This window comes from Apolloniradiicaulis salifontis (assembly GCF_053756655.1).
Genome location: NZ_CM132387.1, coordinates 2883757 through 2902388 on the forward strand (window position 1 = coordinate 2883757; position 18632 = coordinate 2902388).

The following is an 18632-nucleotide window of genomic DNA, read 5'->3' on the forward strand; positions in this document are numbered from 1 at the left end:
GGATCGGTCTTGTAGGGTCGCGATTTGGCGAACGGATCAATACGAAGAAAAACGGACGGCGGCATGCACAAGCGATATTTCGGCACGGACGGCATTCGCGGGACGACCAATAGCGAGCCGATGACGCCCGAGATCGTGCTTCGGCTGGGCATGGCGGCGGCCTGCTATTTTCGCAATGGCGGCGAGCGCCGCCACACCGTCGTGATCGGCAAGGACACCCGCCTGTCCGGCTACATGATCGAGAACGCCCTCACCGCCGGCTTCACCAGCGCGGGCATGGACGTCAATCTGTTCGGCCCGGTGCCTACCCCGGCGGTGGCCACGCTGACGCGCTCGCTGCGAGCCGATCTGGGCGTGATGATCACCGCTTCGCACAATCCTTATGAGGATAACGGCATCAAGCTGTTCGGTCCCGACGGCTTCAAGCTCAACGATGAAGCCGAGCTGGAGATCGAGGCCTTGATGGACGCCGACTCCTCGCAAGCCCTGGCCGCGCCGGCTGCGCTGGGCCGCGCCAAGCGCGTGGACGACGCCCAGGCGCGCTATGTGGAGATCGTCAAGGCCACCTTCCCGCGCCAGATGCGCCTTTCCGGGCTTCGCATTGTGGTCGATTGCGCAAACGGGGCCGCCTACAAGGTCGCCCCGCGCGTGCTGTGGGAGCTGGGCGCGGACGTGATCCCCATCAACGACCAGCCCAACGGCTACAACATCAATGAAGATTGCGGCGCGGTCTCGCCCCAGGGCATGGCCGATCACGTCCTGAAATACCGCGCCGATCTGGGGATCGCTCTGGATGGCGACGCCGACCGGGTGATCCTGTGCGATGAAACCGGGCGCATCGTGGACGGCGACCAGCTCATCGGGCTGATCGCTTTATCCTGGAAAGCCGCCGGGAAGCTCGTCGGCGACAGCATCGTCACCACCGTGATGAGCAATATGGGCCTGGAGCAGACCCTGGCCAAAGCCGGCATCAAAATGGAGCGTACGCAAGTGGGCGACCGCTACGTGGTCGAGGCCATGCGCGCCGGGATCGCCAATGTGGGCGGCGAGCAGTCCGGCCATATCGTGCTGTCGGATTTCGCCACCACCGGGGATGCGCTGATCGCGGCGCTGCAGGTGCTGGCGCTGCTGGTGGAGTCCGACCAGCCGGCCAGCAAGCTTCTGTCGGTGTTTGCGCCGGCGCCGCAAGTGCTCAAAAACGTCCGCTATGAGCGCGGCTCGGCTCCACTGGAATCGGAGACGGTCAAGGCGGCGATCGCCGAGGCGGAAGACGCCCTCAAGGGCAAAGGACGGCTCCTGGTGCGCAAATCGGGCACCGAACCGGTCATCCGGGTGATGGCCGAGGGTGAAGCCCGGCTCGTCAAACCGCTGATTGATCGCATCTGCAAGGCGATCGCGGACACCGGCAAATGAGCAATCAAGACGAACCGGAAGCCCCGTGGACGACCCGGTCGAGCAAGCTCGTGCTGGACGCCTCGCCCTGGATTCAGGTGCGCAAGGAGCAGGTCCGGACCGGGTCAGGCGTTGAGATCGACGACTTTTACCGGGTCGAGGCGAAGGACTTCGTGCTCGTGTACGCAGAAGCGACGGACGGCCGGATCGTCATGTTGCGGCAGTGGCGTCAAGGCCCCCGGCGGTTCGCGTTGAGCTTTCCCGGCGGACATGTGGAGCCCGGCGAAGAGCCCGGGGAAGCAGGGCTGCGCGAACTGCGCGAAGAAACAGGCTGGACCGCCGAGAGGGTCGAACCGCTGGGCCGCTTTTCAATGCACTCGAACTTTCATATCGGCTGGGGAAATTTCTATCTCGCCCGCGGCGCGGTGCGCTGCGGCGAACGCGGGGCGCAGGATGTCGAGCGGGCAAGCGTCAGACTTGTCAGCACCGAAATGATCACCCGCGCCCTCAATGACGGCCAGATCGTCACAGTCCATGACGCGCTTTGCGCCAACCTGGGGTCTTCATGCACCTGACCCTGGAAAACTCCATGACGGCGATCTCACGTCAGCCTGACCCTGTTGCTGGAGTATGCTTGCAACCCTCGTCGCTTCAGGGACCGTGTGATCGCGCATGGCGCGCCAAGCAATTGAAATGAGACAAGCGGGGCTAGCGCGCCGAAATATGCCTCGGGCTAGGCCGACCCCGCCGGATCAACCAAATTCCGGATCGCCGCCGCTATAGGAATTGCTTTTCCAGAGCGGATGGTCGTCACGGATGAACGCCAGATGGACCTGCCAGAGCGCATGATCCTTGGGGCGGTAGAGCGGATCAATCAAATCAATGAGCCGGAAGCCGCGTTCACGCATATAGCCGACCATTTCGTCAAAGGTCAGGTTCTTACCGCCGGTGAAATTCAAACGGAAGTTATAGGCTTCCATGATGATCATGCCGGTGTTGCGCAGCGTTTTCTCGGCGCCGCTGAGAATCTCGCGCTCGACACCGTGGGTGTCGAATTTGATGAAGTGCGGCCCTTGCAGTCCGTACTCATCGACAAGCGTGTCGAGCTTTGCAACCCGGACAGGGTTGGACCCCTCCGGCACGGAGTCCTCGCTGTCGGTGATGCGCAACACGCCGCCGACATCATTGGACTTGTCGAAATATCCGACGCCGTCGCGCGGGCCCACCGCGCAGGTCGCCCAGTGAAAATCCGCGTGCTTCTTCGCAAGTTTTTTGAAACCAGGAACGAAGCGCGTGTCCATCTCAACCATCAGGGCGCTCATGTCCGGCCAGACCGACCGGTAAAACCCGATATCGTCTCCGGCGCCCGATCCGAGATTGATGAAGGACCGAATTCCAAGCTTGCGCTTGCCCATACGCTGGAGCGCTTCGCCGACATTGGATTTTCCCGACATTTCGTCCCCCACTGTTTTCAAAACCGTCCGGGTCCTCTACTGCGCCCTGTCTTCGCCCGCAAGAGCCGCGCTCTTGCGCTGAAGGTCAGAAAACGATTTCGTTAGGATGTACGCGGGGCGTACCGGATTTGATCGTGGAATACGGGCTGGGTGGGTGAAAACAATGCGCGACTTCATGCGTCGAGTCAGACTCGCCTTTGGCGGCGCGGAAAACAAAGGCGATACGGCCGCCCCCCAGGGTGAGCGGTCGCTTGATGTCGCGCTGGAAAGGCGCGCCGCATTTCAAGCCGGCGCGGCGAAGGCGTTCTTGAGCGATCTGGACGTCGAACCAGTCCGGCCCGTCGGCGCCGACTCGCCCGACCTCGAGCCGCGCCACCCCTCCTTGTGCCGGCGGCCGGATGTCAGTGTCGTTTTGGGCAGTCTCGACCGGGTCGAGTTACTCAAGATCGCGATCGATTCAGTCAGGCAGGAGCTGGAGACGCTGGATGGCGAGATAATCGTCATCGACGGCGGCTCCAAGGATGGAGCGCTGGAATGGCTGGTCTCGCAGCCCGATATCATAACGGTGGTTCAAAATAACCGCTTTGAGGCGGGCGATCTGAAAATGCGGCGCCGCTCATGGGGCGGATTCATGAACATCGCTTTCAAAGCCGCGGCGGCCGAGAACGTGGTCATGATTTCCGACGATTGCCGGCTTCTTCCAGGCGCGATCAAGGCGGGTCTGGCCCGAATGGAGCAGGCGCGCAGCGTCGGCCTTTCCGTGGGCGGATGCGCGTTCTATTTCCGGAACTGGCCTGAAGAAACGCAGTATTATGTGCAGCGCACCCTCGGCGGGAACCTGATGGTCAATCATGGTGTCTACTCAAAACGGGCGCTTGAGGCGGTCGGGTTCGCGAACGAGGACGACTATGTCTTCTACAAAGCTGATACGGATCTATCGCTCAGACTTTGGAGGGCCGGATACGCGATCCTCGATTCACGAGACTCCATCTGCGAGCACTATGTCGGGATCGCCGAATCGCTGCGCGAGTCGAATAACGCGGTGATGGACTATGATCGCGAGCAGATGCGTCGGCTGTGGCCGGAGCTCGTCAGTGGCGAACCCGTTCGAAAGATGGGCAAGCTTACTCTTGACCTGGAGCCCGGCGACAGTATCGAAGCACTGTGGCGGCCATTGCGCGAGGCGGAGCAACGCACTCTTGACCAAGCGGCGGAGGCCGAAACCTCGCGGCGGGCGCCGGCGAAGGCCAAGCGGACCAGGAAGCCTGCCGCACCCCGGGGAGGCGCGACTGCGAACAGTGCCGGCTCTGCGAAAGCCGCCGCATCGCCATCAGGCGGCGCCAAACCGGCAAGAAAGGCCAAACCAGCAGCCAAGACAGGCGGTGCTGCGCCAAATCGCCGCAAAAAAACAGCGCGGACGGCCGGAGACGCCCCGCCGTCGCCGGCGCAAGGATCTGGCGGCCGCCATTTAAGCGCCTCGCAGAACACAGAGGCGACGCGTGGTGCGGCAGCGCCACTGCCTGGCGCCACCCCTGCGGCCAAGCGCAGCACGCGCAAAGCGTCTGCGACAGTCCGCACGACTGAAAGCCGAAATGAGCCAAACAAGAAAAAGTAAACAGAACAGCAGGAGCATACCGGGGGCAAATGTGCATTTTTCGCCTTGTAGGCGAAAATCTGTTGCCAACAGTCGTAATAGCTCGTGTTTCGAAGGACACATATGCCCCGATCGAATGTTGTGAAAAGCGCTAAGGAAGCGCCTCAAGAAAATTCCAGAGAAAAAGGTGTATTTTTTAATTCACTTCCCAAGAGTGGCAAGAATTTAATCTATACTTTTTTCTCGGCGCTTGGGTTTGAGCGCGTCAGCATGGACGAGTCATTCAACGCATCGGTTCATGATCTCGTTTACGCGGATCACGATGGTGTTATTGTATTCAGCCTTGATCGCGCCATCGCGCCCTCCCCGGCTGACTTTTCACCGGCGAAAGAGGCTGTAGCCGCAATCGGAGCGCTGCGCGCTCGTCAGATCGCGCAGAAGCATCTGCCATTTTTAGCCCCGGTCGCCGACGCGCTGAGGGACGCAGAACGCCGCTCGATCTTCGTGTGGCGCGATCCGCGCGACGTACTCGTGAGCATGCTCAACTACGCCCGCAGTCAGTCAAAGCCTGAACATCTGGCGAAGCGCCTTGCGGAGCTGGACGACGAGGATGCGTTGATTTCGCTTCTGGAAGGGCATGGCGACCTGATCGCCTTCGCCGATTATGTCGACGGCTTCCTTGGCTGGATTGGACAGCCGGGCGTGCTGACCGTCTGCTTTGAAGACCTTGTGGGCCCTGAGGGCGGTGGCACCGCCGAGCGCCAGCGCCGTACCTTTGAGGAAATCTGCGATCATTTAGGAGTCGAAGCGGACCCGGAACGGGTCGCCTACGCCGCCCGCGCCGCTTTTAACCGTCGAGCGGGGACCTTCTACAAGGGCCGAACCGGCGCGTGGCGGGACCATTTCAGTCCCAAAGTGGCCGAGGCGTTTAATGCGCACGCCGGACAACTGCTTTCGCGCTGGCGGGTTTGGCGCCTTGAGAGACTTGAAACGTATACGTTCAACGTCGATGAACGATACGCGCTCATCGACGAGCGCCACAAGGCCGCCAAGGCTGATACCGAAGCGTTTGAAAGCCAGCTACAAGCCGTAGCTGCGACCGTTCGCAGCGAGCGCGACGACCTGAGTGAACCCTTGGCCAAGACCGTCTCACGGCGCATATCCGCGCTTGAAGCGCGATCAAAAACCGCCGAGCGTCGCCTTGAGGGTGCGCTGGCCCGGCTGAACACCGCAGCGGATGAATACAAAGCACTCGAGCTGGAATTCACCAAGCGCGCCGAGGCGACTAACGCGCTACGCGCCGAGTTCATTAAAGTCAGTCAGATCGCCAAGGTGGAGGGCGAGCTCGCCTCTCTTGCGCAAAAGCTTGACCTCGACGCGGACCGCCCGCTGCCTGCGCTCAAGCAGGAAGTCGATCGCCTGCGCGCGGAACTCGCCAACGCCAAGATACTGCTCGCTGATTGGATGAAACGCGGCGAAACGCTCGAAGCCGCGAAAGTGAAACTCGAAGACCAGTTACGTTTGCTCCAGACAGAGGCCGAGGCGGCGAGGCAGGAGCTTTTGAGGCGGCTGAGCGAGCGCGATGGCCAGGTGGCCGCGCTTGAGACATCGCTCGCCGAGTCCGCGGAGCGCAGTGCGGCGCAGACAAAGGCGTTTGAGGCGCTGCTCCAAGCCGCGAAAAAAGAAAACAAGAGCATCAGCGACCGGGTCGAGCAGCGCAACGCAACCATTGAAGACCTGAAGGAGCGCCTGGCCAAGACCGAAAAAGAACGCCGCAACCTTCTGGATGCCCTCAAGGAAGCTGGTGAGCGCAGCGGTGCGCAAGCCAAAGCGCTGGAAGCCATGCTGCAGGCCGCGAAAAGCGAAAACAACGACATCAACCAACGGGTCGAACAGCGCAACGCCACCATTGAAGACCTGAAGGAGCGCCTGGCCAGGACCGAAAAAGAACGCCGCAACCTTCTGGAGGCCTTCAAGGACGCGGGCGAGCGCAGCGGTGCGAGAGTCGACGCCTTCAAAGCCCTCCTGAAAAAAGCCGAGGCTGATAGTGAAGCTGCCAGCGCGCGGGCCGCGCAACAAAGCGATGACAACAAGGCGCTCAGGCAGAGGCTTGAGACCTTAGAGGGCCAGCGTCAAACCCTGGCGCTACGGCTGGCTGAACTGGCGCAATCGTCAAACGCCTCGCGCGCACAGCTCGTCAGCCTCGTGGAAAAGAAAGCGGCCGAGGCCCGAACCTTGATCGAGAAGCTCGGCGCCACCCAACAACGGCTCCAGTCAACGACCGAGGCGCTCTCGCAAGCGCAAGCTGGCCTGAAGGTCAGGCGCGAGCTGGAAAGTGTCGCGACCAAGCTGGATCTTGATATCTCAGGCGGATCGCCCGCTGCAGCGTTGAAAACCGCGGTCCAGTCCGCACGCGCCGCCCTTGAGGCGCAGATCCGTGAAAATAGCGCATTGCGCGAGCGTCTGGACGCCGCCAGGGCGAGCGAAACGGAGCTGCGGGCAAGATTGCAGGCAAGCGCAAGCCCGCTGTCGGGGACTGGCGACGGGGTCGGCGGCCCTGACCACGACACTAAAGGATTGCCAGTGCGAACCTGAAGTGCTTAACCGAGCGCCTACGATCGGGGGATGAGGGAATGACAGCTACGGACGCAGCTGGAAGCAGCGCGCCGGTCGTCATTAATCCGCTTCAGGCGGAGGTGGACCGGCTCAATATCAAAGTTGTCGAGATTGAGCACTTTTTACGGGCTGCGAAATCGTTTGACCGCGAGTTTCTCATGGTTCGCGGCTCGATGGGTCAACGCGCCGCTTACGCGGACCTTGCTCGGCGCATAAAGGCCCCTCTGCTACAGCAGCGTTCCGAGCTTGGCCGCGCCTATTGTGAGCAGCACTCGGACGACGCCGCGCCGGAAGCGGCCGGGCTGGACCTGCGAGCTGCGGACGCGTTTGCAACACTTGACCTCACAAACCGCCCCAAAGTTATCGCAGCCGTAGACGAGGCCCGCAAAATTTTCGACGAAACAGGCGGGCTCGAAGCCGAGCGCGTCGGGAAGGGCAGTCTTGAGTACGTCATCAGCGCAGGAAAGTCCGGCTACGGTCAAGATAGCGCCGCGTACGCCCTGGCGACGAGCCCGGACTTGCTTGTCCCGATCACACGGTACTTTGGCGCCCTTCCGATACTGACTGGTTATTCGATATCTCTGGCCCGCAATAACGAGTTTCATAGGAAGTCGTCGCAACGCCTACACTTTGACCCCGAGGACAGAACTCAGGTTAAAGTCTTCGTATACATTACTGATGTTGATGAAGACTCCGGCCCTTTCATGTCTGCGGGCGCCGCTGCGAGCGAACCGCTTTTCACGGATCAACGTCTCATCCTCGACCGGATGGATGATACGGTCGTTGCGCCCGGCGCAATCCGCACGGCGACCGGTCCGGCCGGCACCGTCAGCTTCTGTGATACTTGCCGCTGTCTCCACGGAGGCGCGCGACCAGGCGGCCGGCCGCGTCTCATGCTTTCGATCGAATACAATCTGCCGACATATCTCTGGGCGCCGCTTTATGAGGGCGACGGCGAAATGCGCAACCGGATGGCGGGGGTTACTTTAAAGCCGTCCAGCGCATTCGAGTCTGCTCTTCTTGGCGAAAGCCTGGTCTACGGGCCTCTGGAGTCCTGGACTGAACCAACCTGATTTTGTGAGACGCCACGAGGGGACGGGCGGGCGCAGAGCCGTGACATCTAAACATTGGGGAACGATTAATGGCCACTACACGGCGAGTCCGCGGCTCTGGGGCGCAATCTAACGACACAGGAGCGCCGGCGGAGCGCGACGACGCGACGGGCCCGGGGCAAGCAACACCGAAATCGGCTGCCAAGCCCTCAACGGCCAGACCGTCAAAATCGCCGGCGCGGAAGAAAAAAGCCGAACGGGATTCGAGCACGGATGCGCCGGCGGCGGCTCGCGAGAAGGCCCGGAGCGGCGCCCGGAAAGCCACTGGCGAATCGAAACGCGCTGCGACACGCTCCAGCGGCGACCCCACCGCGACGCAAACGCGGGCGGCCAGCCAGGCGCCCGCTTCCAGTGCGCGTGCGCCGTCGGCTTCTTCCGCTTCTGGCGGGCCGGCTCGAAAGAGCGCCAAAGCCAAAAGCTCCAAAGTGTCGTCTCCAGCAGCTGGAGCGGGACGGCCGGCGAAAACCGAGCGTCTTTCAACCCGGAAAAAAGCCCCTCGATCCAAGCCCGGCCGCAGCAGGAGCGTCGCCAGAATAGCCGCTGCGGAGCCCATCGTTCCAATGACGCCCGAACTCAGCCTCCAAGAGCAGGCGGCGGAGCGGCAAAGAGCGCGGATGGAGCGCGTCAATCTCCGGTCTGAGTCCTGCGACGGACGCGCTCTTGGCCTGGCCCGGTTTTCATCACCGGAGAAGATCGCCCATAGGGATGTCAAAACCCGGACCGAGCGGATCCTGAATCCCTTCGGGGACCCTTGGGTCAATAGCAAGCGTATGAACCGCTTCATCCCGGTCGGAACGAGCTCCTGCCGCCACCTGCTTCGCCTCGAGCTAGGCCGCCGCACTGACGTGCTTGAGGGCGCCGATCCCCAGGCGCTTGCGGACTATCTCAACTACGCCAAACACGCCAATTCGCCATACCACTACGATGAGCAATTCGGACGGCTTTCCCAGGAAATGCGTTATGCGCGCCTGCTCAGGGCGCTGTTTGAAAAGCACGGGCTGAAGAAGAAGCTCATCGGCTACGCGGTGGTCAATTTCGTCGACGGAACGCTGTTTTCCTCGAGCGAGAAGATGCCGGAGTCCAGCTATCTTCACTACCCCGAAGACAGCCTGGATCCGAACGACCGGCTCCATTTCAAGGATGTCGGGGAGTTGGTGGCCAGCGGCGACGTCTTCGATATCCGCAGGCCTGAAGTGCGCCGGATGATCGCCACACGAGTGGCGAAACGGACGGTGGAGGGCGAGCTTGATGCCGTACTGATCGACTATGCGGTGCGGCGCTACGCGTTCGGCCTGCCCACACTGATCGACAAGCTCCCTGAAAGCTGGGTGGATAACTTCCAGGAGTCGCAACTTCTTTTGATGACTGATATTCATCAAAAGTTGAAGGCGGCCGGTAAAGAGCTGTTCCTGAACGGCATGATGCTGGACAGCATCGCTGTGACCGAGCCGACCATGACAAGGATGTTCGCCAAGGCCTGCGACGGTCTTTTCTGGGAGCAGCCGTTCCGCTGGGAATGGAAGACCTACCTCAGTGGCGAAGAAGACTATTACGACCGGATAGAGCGGTTCATTACAGAGTCCGCCATTTTCAAGAAAAAGATCATCTTCAAGGTGGGCAGTTATCGATATCATGGCACCGAGGATGTGATTTCGGGCTGGCTTGAGCGATATAAGCGCACGGACGCCGGGATTGAGCGCCACTTGGCGAAACATTTCACCTGCTTCTTTTTGCTGTTCGCCAATCGGCACTACCACACTCTGATCTACACCCACCCCACCGAAGTTTTCGATATCTTCGCCAGTGAGGCCTATTTCGATTTCTGGGACACCGATATCGGCGAACCGACCGGCCGCCGGCAGCAACTTGCAGACCATGTGTTCATGCGTCAGTTCGAACGCGGGGTCGTGGTGCTGAACAACAATAAAGGCGCCGCCACCGTCGTTGTTCCGCTGCCGGAATCTCTTGGCCGGGGACCTTCGGTCACCGTTCAAATGGGCCCACTCAGCGGCGAAATCCTGGTGGCCGCACCCCCGCCGCCGCCCCCGCCGACGAGCGCGACCGGCAAGCTGCGCGCGTGGGTTCGCAATGCGCCGCCCTTGCAGCCTGTGCTGCGGGTCTATCGCAAGCTGCGCTATGGTGTGGAGAGCTGAGGGCCCTCAGGCTTTCACGATGGGCGTCCAGCTCACCGGCGCGCGCACCGCGCCAAGCTGGGCGCCGCCGGCCTCGCCCTCGGCCACAAGGGTGAACCGTGCGACCATGGCTTCCCGAAAATACCGGCGGAGCGGCCGCGTCCGCGGATCCGATGCGGCCGCGTCGATCGAATACTGACCGGGACGCAGCCGCTCCAGAGGCAGCCATACGACCCCGTAACGATGCCCCGCCGGACAGAGGAGGGACTCAATCCTGTATTCGCGAAGCGTAGAGCGAAAAACTGCCACGCCGCGCTCGTCGATCACACCGAAGCTCGCCGCAAAAATGCAAGGCTGATCAAGGCGCCAAACCAGTTCGATCGTCGCCCGATCCCCGCGAGATAGCGTCGTCACGGCGTCACCGTGCTCATCGGCGACGGTGGCCGACACCAGCTCGGCCACCCCTTCCTCGGCGATTTCATCAAGACCGGGAGCCGGCTTGCGTTCGCCGCCCTGAGCCTCTTCAAGATCCCCGACGCTCCAGTTGAGCCGCGGCCGCATGAGGCCGGTGGTATGATCAATATGCGGCCCGCGTGCAGAGCCCTCCGGATCGCTTTCCTCGACCACGTAGAACGAGACGAGCGTCTCGGGTCCTGCGGCGAGCGCCGGCTCGCCATCAAGCGAGAGAAGGGCTCCGCTCACCTTGTAGGGGCCGACCGCCAGAAAACAGCCCGGAATCGTCATCTCGGCGGTGTGACGCCCGGCGTCCAGAGCTTGAGCGGGCGCTGCCTCATGCACGGCCCAGAACGCCAGGCCGCGCCCGTCTTCAAGGCTGAGCCCGAGGGCCGGCACCAGACGCGCCGGCTTGTCCAGCTCGAATTCCAGGCGGATCGTCACGGCGGCGTCCGCCGGGCGCAGCAGCACCCTCTTGCCGTCTTCGTCGCGCACTTCGCACGCAACAAAACGCGCGGACGCGGCGCCGGCGCCGGCGAGCAACGCATCGCCGAGGCGGCGCTCCAGCTCGTTCTTGTCCATTAAATTTCCCCTGTTCCAGCCGAGGGACGAGGATGTCACTGATCGGGCGGCGGCGGCCGGCGGACCGAATCAGGAAGGCGCATGTGCGACTTCAGCCCCATTACTTCGCCGACATAGGCTTCGGTGACCTCAGCGGCCGGCCCGTCCATGCGCAGTCGGCCGGCATCGATCCAGAGGCACCGGTCACAATAGCGAATGACGGAATCCATGGAATGGCTCACAAAGATCAGCGCCTGACTGCCCTGGGTGATGTCCTGCATCCGCTCAAGGCACTTTTTCTGGAACGCGATGTCTCCCACCGCCAGCACCTCGTCCAGAAGCAGCGCGTCGGGCTCCAGATGCGCCGCCACGGCGAAGGCGAGGCGCGACCGCATGCCGCTTGAATAAAAGCGCAGAGGTGTGTCGATGAAGCGCCGCACTTCAGCGAAATCAATGATTTCATCAACGCGCTCGTCGACCTCGGCCCGGCCAAGCCCATGCATGTTGGCGTTCAGATAGATGTTCTCGCGCCCGGTGAGCACCTCGGAGAAGCCCGTGCCCACCTCAAGCAGCGCAGTCAGGCGCCCGCGCACGCGGGCGCGGCCCACCGTGGGATAGGTGACGCGAGAGAGCACTTTGAGAAGGGTCGATTTGCCGGCGCCGTTTCGTCCGATCACCCCGACGCGCTCGCCCGGCCGGATGGTGAAATTGATGTCTTTGAGCGCCCACAGCGTGTCGGCTTCATTTTGCTCGGCGACCTTGCGGCGCCCGCCGGGCGTTATCCGGCGGAACGCCCAGCCGAAATCGGGGAGGACCTGCACCGGCGCGCCGGCCGATTTGCCGATCTTGTAGCGCTTCCCCAGATTTTCGACGGAAATCACGAATGAGTCTTCCGGAACCGTCGCAACGGCCGTTCCGGTCTCATCGGACTCTGCCGGATCCGGCAGGCGGGTTTCAATCTTGGTCACAGTCGATCCAGAAGCGCGCGCTCGAGGCGCTGGAACAGGAAGAAGCCGACAAGAATCGACACCACGGTGAACCCGGCCGAGTAGGCGAACTCCTGCACCGGAAACGCCACGTCCGCCTCCAGCGTGGAGCGCAGCGCCACCAGCGTGCCGGCCATCGGATTGAGATGATACACCCAGTAGCCGCGCGATTCCGCAAGCAGCGCCGGCGAGAAGATAACCGGCGAGATGAACAATCCGATATAAAGCGCCAGCGCCAGCGCGCGGTCCCAGTCATTAGAGTTCACGCTCAGTGCGGCGAACAGGCACCCAAGGCCGAAGGCCAGCAGCGCAGCCTGGAACAGGACAAGCGGCAGCAGCAGGATTTTCCAGTCCGGCACGGTGGAGGTGAGCACCATGATCACGACCAGCGGAACGCTGGCCACCGCCAGCGCGGTGAGCGGAGCGAGTACGGCGGTCAACGGGCTGATCAGCCGTGGAAAATAGACCTTGCGAATAAGGCCGGCGTCACGCTGCACCGCGCCGGCGGTGTTTTGAACAGCCTCTGTGAAGTAGAACCAGAGTATCAGACCGGAATAGAGATAGGTCGGGTAGGACATGTCGACGCCCATATTGGCGCCGGACAGATTGCGCCACATGGTGAATACGGCGAGCATCAACAGCGGACGGGCCACGAACCATATCACGCCCAATTGCAGGTCGGCCAAGTCGCCCCTGAAGCGCCGCACGGTCATCGACCAAAGCAGGCCCCGATAGCGAAACACCTCGGCGATGTCGCCGAAACCGAGTGGCCGGTTGGGCTCGATCACCGTCTCTTTGATCTGCGGTTTGCTGCTCATAATCCCCTGCTCGCCGCGCGTTCGGCCCCGATGTCAGGACCGACCGCAGCCACCCCAGACCTCATAGCTGAAGCCGCCAGCCTTGTGAACCGGCTCCCGCTTTCTCCATCCACAGCGCCCGCAAGCGCCCGCGCCGCGCGCTCGTTCACCACGGCCGCCGCGCCGGCCGCGGCCGCGGCGTAAAGCGCTCCGCCGGCGCGTGTCAGGTGAACGCCGTCCGGCTCGAGCACGCGTAGACCGATGACGGAGAGCTCAGCGTCCCAAACAGGCCGCAACCGTTCCAGATCGACCACTCCGGCGGCGCACCGCCGCGCGGCCTCGCGTACGGCGTCGTTCGCCGAGCCGGCCGGGGAAAGCGGCGTGGACCAGTCGCAGGCGGCCGGTGTGTGCGCATCGGCCGGAGCGGTCACAGCCACCGGCCGGACACCGGGCCGCGCCGCGGCGATCAAGCGCTCAACGGCCAGGCCGGCGAGTGCGGCGACGCCGTGATGGGGCCCCGCGTCCTGCAGCACCAACACATCTCCTGGGCGCAATAGTCGAGCAAGACCGATGGCGACCTCGTCCAGCAACTGCCCTGGCGCATAGGCGCGAAAGGGCGATCCGCCCTCGATCGCCACGGCGTTGAACATCAGATCGGGATGGTCGAAGATGTCTGCGCCGTCAGGCCGGGGAGACGGCCCGCGCGAAAGGCTGTCGCCGAGCATAAGCACGCATGGTCCGTCCCGCCCGACCGCTTCAAGCGTCGCGGCGGCGTCCTTCTGAATTCGGTGAAACGGTGCGCAACCAACCTCGGCTTCGTGGCGGCGCTCCAGCGCGGTCGCGATGATTGCTGCGCGGGCGTCGTTCGGCGGATCCGCGCTCAGGCCACATTCTCCAGGAACCACTGGTAGGTGGAGGCTATTCCGTCACGCAGAGGGATGCTGGGCGTCCAGCCCAGCTCGCGCAGCCGGTCCGCGCTCATCAGCTTGCGCGGCGTCCCGTCAGGCTTGCTCTCATCCTTGACGATCGCGCCATCGAAGCCGACCACGTCGCACACCATCTCGGTCAGCTCGAGGATCGTCACGTCCTCGCCGAACCCGACATTTATATGATCGGCGCCGGAGTAGTTCTTGAGCAGGAAGACCAGAGCGTCGGCGCAATCGTCGCAGTGAAGAAACTCGCGGCGAGGCGTGCCGGTGCCCCAGATGCCGATGGAGGACGCGCCGGCGAGCTTGGCCTCATGGGCCTTGCGGATGAGCGCGGGCAGCACGTGGCTGGACTGCAGGTCGAAATTGTCACCGGGTCCGTACAGATTGGTCGGCATCGCCGAGATCATGTCGTCGCCGTATTGCGCGCGATAGGCCTGGCCGAGCTTGATGCCGGCGATCTTGGCGATGGCGTACCACTCATTGGTCGCCTCAAGCGGCCCGGTCAGAAGGCTGTCTTCGCGTATCGGCTGCTCGGCGAATTTCGGATAGATGCAGCTGGACCCCAGGAAGAGCACCTTCTCCACGCCGCTATTGTGGGCGGCCTGGGCGAGGTTCGCCTGGATCATGAGATTTTCATATAGAAAATCAACGGGATAGCTCATATTGGCAAGAATCCCGCCGACTTTCGCGGCGGCGACGACGATGGCGTCGGGCCGCTCGCGCTCGAAGAAGGCCTCGACCTGCTCCTGGCGAACCAGGTCGACGACGTCACGTCCGGCGGTGAAGACGTTGCAGCCTTCAGCCTCGAGGCGGCGCACCGTCGCCGCGCCGACCATGCCGCGGTGTCCTGCGACCCAGACTTTCTTTCCTTCGAGCGCGTACATGCCTCAGCTCTCCCGTACGACCGGAGCGGTTTTCATCAGTTCCAGGTCGTAACGGGCCATCTCGACGGCGAGGTCGCGCGGGCTGGTCTTATGGGTCCAGCCCAGCTTCGCCTTCGCCTTCGAAGGGTCGCCCAGCAGCAACTCGACTTCGGTGGGACGGAAGAAGGCGGGGTCCACCTCGACCAGCGTGCGGCCGGTCTTCTTGCATACGCCCTTCTCGTCGAGGCCCGAGCCGGTCCACTCCAGCGGCAGCCCCACCTCTTCGAACACCCAGTCGACGAAGGTGCGCACCTCGGTGGTTTCACCGGTGGCGAGCACGTAGTCGTCCGCCTGGTCCTGCTGCAGCATCAGCCACATGCCTTCCACGTATTCGCGGGCATGGCCCCAGTCGCGCTTGGCGTCCAGATTGCCCAGACGCAGCACGTCCTGGCGACCCAGCGAAATCGCCGCCGCGCCACGCGTGATCTTGCGCGTCACGAAGGTCTCGCCGCGAAGCGGGCTTTCGTGGTTGAACAAGATGCCGTTGGAGGCGTGCATGCCGTAGGCTTCACGATAATTGACCACGATCCAGTAGGCGTAGAGCTTCGCCGCCGCGTAAGGGCTGCGCGGATAGAAGGGCGTCGTCTCCGACTGCGGGACTTCCTGAACCAACCCGTACAGTTCCGAGGTCGAGGCCTGGTAGAATCGCGTGGTCTCGCCAAGGCCGAGAATACGGATGCCTTCAAGCAGGCGCAGAGCGCCGATCGCGTCGGCGTTCGCGGTGTATTCCGGCGTTTCGAAGCTCACCTTCACGTGGCTCTGGGCGGCGAGGTTGTAAATTTCGTCCGGACGCACCTCGTTGATCAGACGGATCAGATTGGTGGAATCCGTCATGTCGCTGTAGTGCAGGGTCAGCCTGGAGGTGTCCAGCGCGGGGTCCGCGTAGATGTCCTCCAGACGTGTGGAGTTGAAGCTCGAGGCGCGGCGGCGCAGCCCGTGCACTTCATAGCCCTTCTCCAGAAGAAGGCGGCAGAGATAGGCCCCGTCCTGACCGGTCACACCGGTCACAAGCGCGGTTTTTTTCGATTGGCTCATAGGAATCCCATTGGTTACGCTGACTTGGCGGGGGCTTGCCGGTCGTGAATGCCGTGGGTCTCGGCGCGGTACGTGAACGGAGCGCCATCAAGGACGCCGTCCATGATTGTGTCTAGACCCGGATTGCGGCCGGGCGCGAACTGGTCGAGCCCGGAAATGTTGACGTCGAACATGGCGCCCGTGCCGTTCGGCTCCATGAAGGGCAACGGAATCATGCGACGGAAAAAGAAGTGGAAGGCGTAGCGCAGCGCGCGCTCCTGATCGGGAACCCACTGGCCCTCGTCCAGCGGCAACTGGTCTAGCAATTCGAAATAGTGCTCGCGGCTGCGCGCGTCCTGAGTCAGGCCCTTGTTGCGGATCCACGCCTCGCCCGCGACGATCACAGGCTTGCCGGCGGGCGTAAGCTCGGTGCCCATCTTGGTTCCGTAGATCACCACCGCATTGGCCGCCGCCGCTATCGCATAGGTGCTGGCCTCCTCGTCCGGGCCAACGACATGGATGTGGCTGGGAAGGTCTGGGAAAGCCGCGGCGATCTCGTCTGCGACGCGCTGGCGCGACACAACGGCGCCGCGCACCTCGGCCGGGTGCACGCGGATGACGACCTCCAGATCGGTGCGCACGCGGAAATACTCCACGGTCTCAAGGATCCAGGTCTTCATGCCGGGAAACGCGTTCGCGGGATAGTGCAGCTGGGCGTCCCACATCACATTGGTGAGGACCGCGACGACCGGCTTGCCGGTGTCGATTCCGCGTGCTTGGGCGAACGATTCAAAGCTTTGCTCCGGATCTTTATGAAAATAGATCCAGTCACGTCCTCCGGTGGCGCGGCTTGCCAGATAGGACTGGAGCGCCTCGCGCTCGCCGCCCGACAGGGTGATGTCGGTCCATTGCTCGGTCGGTTCGTCCATCAGGGTGTGATGGTAGGTGTCGTCATGGCTGAAAATGAAGCAGTTCTTGCGGTAGGCCACGACCCAGGTGACCACGCGCACGCCGCGCTTGCGGCACACCGCCGCGGCGACCCCCTGCGGGCTGTAGATCCCGTGGTGGAGCACCGCGACGTCCGGCTTCGCCGCATCAATGATGCGGTCATAGACCCAGGCCGCAAGAATCGCACCTTCGAGATACCGGCGCAGCACCGGTTCGGCAAGGTCCTGCCCGGACAGATCGCCCGTCCCGAAGTACCGCAACGCGCCGGCGTAGGCGTGCTCGCCTACAGGCAGATCATCAAGACGCCAGGACGCGATGTCGGCCATGGCCGGCTCGGCGGCGAGCGCTTCGGCGCGCGCATAGTCTTCCGGCTTCAGGTGGTCGGAAAACCGGTGTTCGGGAAGCCCCGAAGGCCGGTGGTTGTTGGTGCCGCGGTTGAAACAAGCCTTGCACAGCCGACCCACTAGACCCCGCCCGGCGATCATCTCGGGCGGCGTGGCCTCCGAGATCACCGGGATGAGGCAGCCCTGAAGCACGCCGTCGCAGAACACCCGGGACACGTGCGCGCCGCGAGCGGTCAGCGCCAGGGCGAGCATGGAGTCCATCGTCGTCACCGCGCCGTGCATGCCGGTATTGGACGCGATGAGCACCCGTTTTCCGCCCGCGCTCGACACCGCTTCGGGCCAGGCCTTGCCGAACTGCTCGATCAGCGCCGACCAGTCCGGGAAGCCCTTCTCCGGCGCGAACGGCGCCTGGGCTCCGGGAAATTTCGGCGGAGCGGTCAGCCCGTCGCTCATACCGGTCTCCTGCGTTGCTGGGCCGGGCGCGCGCGCCATGAGGCGCGCGGCCAGACGCGCGAAAGGGATCAATAACGGCGGATCGCGAACCCGATGCCGTAGCCGACATCAGAGTAGGTGTAAGAGGAGAAGCGCGGATTATCGACCAGCATGCGCTTCCACACTTCGCCGAGACCGGCCACGTTCGGGTTGCAGGTGTCGTCAAAGAGCACCGCGCCGCCGATCGACAGCCGCGGCAGCACGTCGGCGATGTCTTCGGCCGCACCCAGATTGGAGTGATCGCCGTCAACGGTGATCAGGTCGAAATACCGGTCGGGGTGCTCGGCGAAGTAGGCTTTCAGGGTCTTGTGGGAGTCGCCGTCGATGAACTCGCGCACGCCGGTATGCCCGATCTTGTCGAGCTCTTTCACGACGTGTTCCGGGCCCGGATTGTCCATGCCCGCATAGTTGGGCACCCACATGTCGAACATGGCGACGTGTGCGGCCGGCCGCTTGTGCGCCAGCGCACAGACGCTGCGCCCGCGCCGCACGCCGATTTCCAGATAGCTGTTGGGCTGCAGGATTTCCCCAAGGCCAAGCATGGCGGTGAGAATGTCCACATAGCCCCAATCGTCGCCGAACCGGTCCAGACCGCGCTTGTAGTACCCCTTCAGGTACTCGATATAGGCGTCAGGCTCGAGGCGATCGAGCAGAGCGACGCCTTCATCAAGATATTTGCGGCAGTCCTTCGCAATGGTGCGGCCGACCGCGTCGGCGCCGATCATCACCGGGGGGTACCACTCGGTCTCGCCCTCGCCCACAGGCGGCGCGCAGACATTCTCGGCGCGCGCGGCGTCGTTGGTGTAATCGGGCTCGGGCAACACCGTGCCGGCGGGCAGCGGTCCAAAGCGTTCGGCTTTCGTAGACACGGGCTCAGTCTCCTAA

General features: G+C 63.0%; 14 protein-coding genes and 1 pseudogene. 6 read left to right on the forward strand and 9 right to left on the reverse strand.

Translation table 11 applies throughout. The features are described 5' to 3' along the window. Positions 1-63 precede the first annotated feature (63 nt). Positions 64-1413, forward strand: coding sequence for a phosphoglucosamine mutase (glmM, locus tag ACWCOP_RS13685; protein ID WP_478248847.1), 1350 nt, complete (start codon positions 64-66; stop codon positions 1411-1413). Continuing rightward, entirely contained in the window at positions 1410-1967 is a 558-nt protein-coding gene (locus ACWCOP_RS13690) for an NUDIX hydrolase (protein ID WP_478248848.1), read from the forward strand. Before glmM ends, ACWCOP_RS13690 begins: the two co-directional genes overlap by 4 nt. Positions 1968-2144: 177 nt before the next feature. On the opposite strand, the gene ACWCOP_RS13695 is transcribed toward ACWCOP_RS13690, so the two are convergent. Next, a complete protein-coding gene (locus ACWCOP_RS13695; RefSeq protein WP_478248849.1) occupies positions 2145-2846 on the reverse strand; it encodes an FkbM family methyltransferase in 702 nt (233 codons plus the stop codon). A 163-nt stretch (positions 2847-3009) separates the two neighbouring features. On the opposite strand from ACWCOP_RS13695, the gene ACWCOP_RS13700 reads away from it, so the two are divergent. The 4 genes from ACWCOP_RS13700 (at position 3010) to ACWCOP_RS13715 (ending at position 10321) form a co-directional block, all read left to right on the forward strand. Continuing rightward, complete coding sequence (locus tag ACWCOP_RS13700; RefSeq protein WP_478248850.1) at positions 3010-4461, forward strand: glycosyltransferase; 1452 nt, start codon at positions 3010-3012, stop codon at positions 4459-4461. A 102-nt stretch (positions 4462-4563) separates the two neighbouring features. Continuing rightward, a complete protein-coding gene (locus ACWCOP_RS13705; protein WP_478248851.1) occupies positions 4564-7035 on the forward strand; it encodes a sulfotransferase domain-containing protein in 2472 nt (823 codons plus the stop codon). 38 nt (positions 7036-7073) lie between these two features. Continuing rightward, on the forward strand, positions 7074-8129 hold the full coding sequence (locus ACWCOP_RS13710; RefSeq protein ID WP_478248852.1) for a phytanoyl-CoA dioxygenase family protein: 1056 nt from the start codon (positions 7074-7076) through the stop codon (positions 8127-8129). 599 nt (positions 8130-8728) lie between these two features. After that, on the forward strand, positions 8729-10321 hold the full coding sequence (locus ACWCOP_RS13715; protein WP_478248853.1) for a hypothetical protein: 1593 nt from the start codon (positions 8729-8731) through the stop codon (positions 10319-10321). Positions 10322-10327: 6 nt separating this feature from the next. Here ACWCOP_RS13715 and ACWCOP_RS13720 read toward each other — a convergent pair whose 3' ends face one another. From ACWCOP_RS13720 to ACWCOP_RS13755, 8 genes and pseudogenes are all read right to left on the reverse strand, one after another. Continuing rightward, positions 10328-11335 (reverse strand): Wzt carbohydrate-binding domain-containing protein, encoded by a 1008-nt coding sequence (locus tag ACWCOP_RS13720; protein WP_478248854.1) that lies wholly within the window; start codon positions 11333-11335, stop codon positions 10328-10330. A gap of 35 nt (positions 11336-11370) precedes the next feature. After that, positions 11371-12021: pseudogene (locus ACWCOP_RS13725) on the reverse strand (ABC transporter ATP-binding protein); the annotation flags it as partial. 257 nt (positions 12022-12278) lie between these two features. Continuing rightward, positions 12279-13118 (reverse strand): ABC transporter permease, encoded by an 840-nt coding sequence (locus tag ACWCOP_RS13730; protein WP_478248855.1) that lies wholly within the window; start codon positions 13116-13118, stop codon positions 12279-12281. Then, on the reverse strand, positions 13115-13828 hold the full coding sequence (locus ACWCOP_RS13735) for a hypothetical protein (RefSeq protein ID WP_478248856.1): 714 nt from the start codon (positions 13826-13828) through the stop codon (positions 13115-13117). The genes ACWCOP_RS13730 and ACWCOP_RS13735 overlap by 4 nt, the downstream gene beginning before the upstream one ends. Positions 13829-13977: 149 nt before the next feature. Further along, positions 13978-14910, reverse strand: a complete 933-nt coding sequence (fcl, locus tag ACWCOP_RS13740; RefSeq protein WP_478248857.1) for a GDP-L-fucose synthase — start codon at positions 14908-14910, stop codon at positions 13978-13980. 3 nt (positions 14911-14913) lie between these two features. After that, positions 14914-15984, reverse strand: coding sequence for a GDP-mannose 4,6-dehydratase (gene gmd / locus ACWCOP_RS13745; RefSeq protein ID WP_478248858.1), 1071 nt, complete (start codon positions 15982-15984; stop codon positions 14914-14916). A gap of 14 nt (positions 15985-15998) precedes the next feature. Beyond that, on the reverse strand, positions 15999-17708 hold the full coding sequence (locus ACWCOP_RS13750; protein WP_478248859.1) for a capsular polysaccharide export protein, LipB/KpsS family: 1710 nt from the start codon (positions 17706-17708) through the stop codon (positions 15999-16001). A gap of 68 nt (positions 17709-17776) precedes the next feature. Beyond that, positions 17777-18616 (reverse strand): class I SAM-dependent methyltransferase, encoded by an 840-nt coding sequence (locus tag ACWCOP_RS13755; RefSeq protein WP_478248860.1) that lies wholly within the window; start codon positions 18614-18616, stop codon positions 17777-17779. Positions 18617-18632 lie beyond the last annotated feature (16 nt).

Coding starts and splice junctions, on each gene's coding strand:
- ACWCOP_RS13750 (WP_478248859.1), bottom strand. CDS start 17,708: ATGAGCGACGGGCTGACCGCTCCGCCGAAATTTCCCGGAGCCCAGGCG.
- ACWCOP_RS13715 (WP_478248853.1), top strand. CDS start 8,729: ATGACGCCCGAACTCAGCCTCCAAGAGCAGGCGGCGGAGCGGCAAAGA.
- ACWCOP_RS13710 (WP_478248852.1), top strand. CDS start 7,074: ATGACAGCTACGGACGCAGCTGGAAGCAGCGCGCCGGTCGTCATTAAT.
- fcl (WP_478248857.1), bottom strand. CDS start 14,910: ATGTACGCGCTCGAAGGAAAGAAAGTCTGGGTCGCAGGACACCGCGGC.
- ACWCOP_RS13690 (WP_478248848.1), top strand. CDS start 1,410: ATGAGCAATCAAGACGAACCGGAAGCCCCGTGGACGACCCGGTCGAGC.
- ACWCOP_RS13720 (WP_478248854.1), bottom strand. CDS start 11,335: ATGGACAAGAACGAGCTGGAGCGCCGCCTCGGCGATGCGTTGCTCGCC.
- ACWCOP_RS13705 (WP_478248851.1), top strand. CDS start 4,564: ATGCCCCGATCGAATGTTGTGAAAAGCGCTAAGGAAGCGCCTCAAGAA.
- glmM (WP_478248847.1), top strand. CDS start 64: ATGCACAAGCGATATTTCGGCACGGACGGCATTCGCGGGACGACCAAT.
- gmd (WP_478248858.1), bottom strand. CDS start 15,984: ATGAGCCAATCGAAAAAAACCGCGCTTGTGACCGGTGTGACCGGTCAG.
- ACWCOP_RS13695 (WP_478248849.1), bottom strand. CDS start 2,846: ATGTCGGGAAAATCCAATGTCGGCGAAGCGCTCCAGCGTATGGGCAAG.
- ACWCOP_RS13730 (WP_478248855.1), bottom strand. CDS start 13,118: ATGAGCAGCAAACCGCAGATCAAAGAGACGGTGATCGAGCCCAACCGG.
- ACWCOP_RS13700 (WP_478248850.1), top strand. CDS start 3,010: ATGCGCGACTTCATGCGTCGAGTCAGACTCGCCTTTGGCGGCGCGGAA.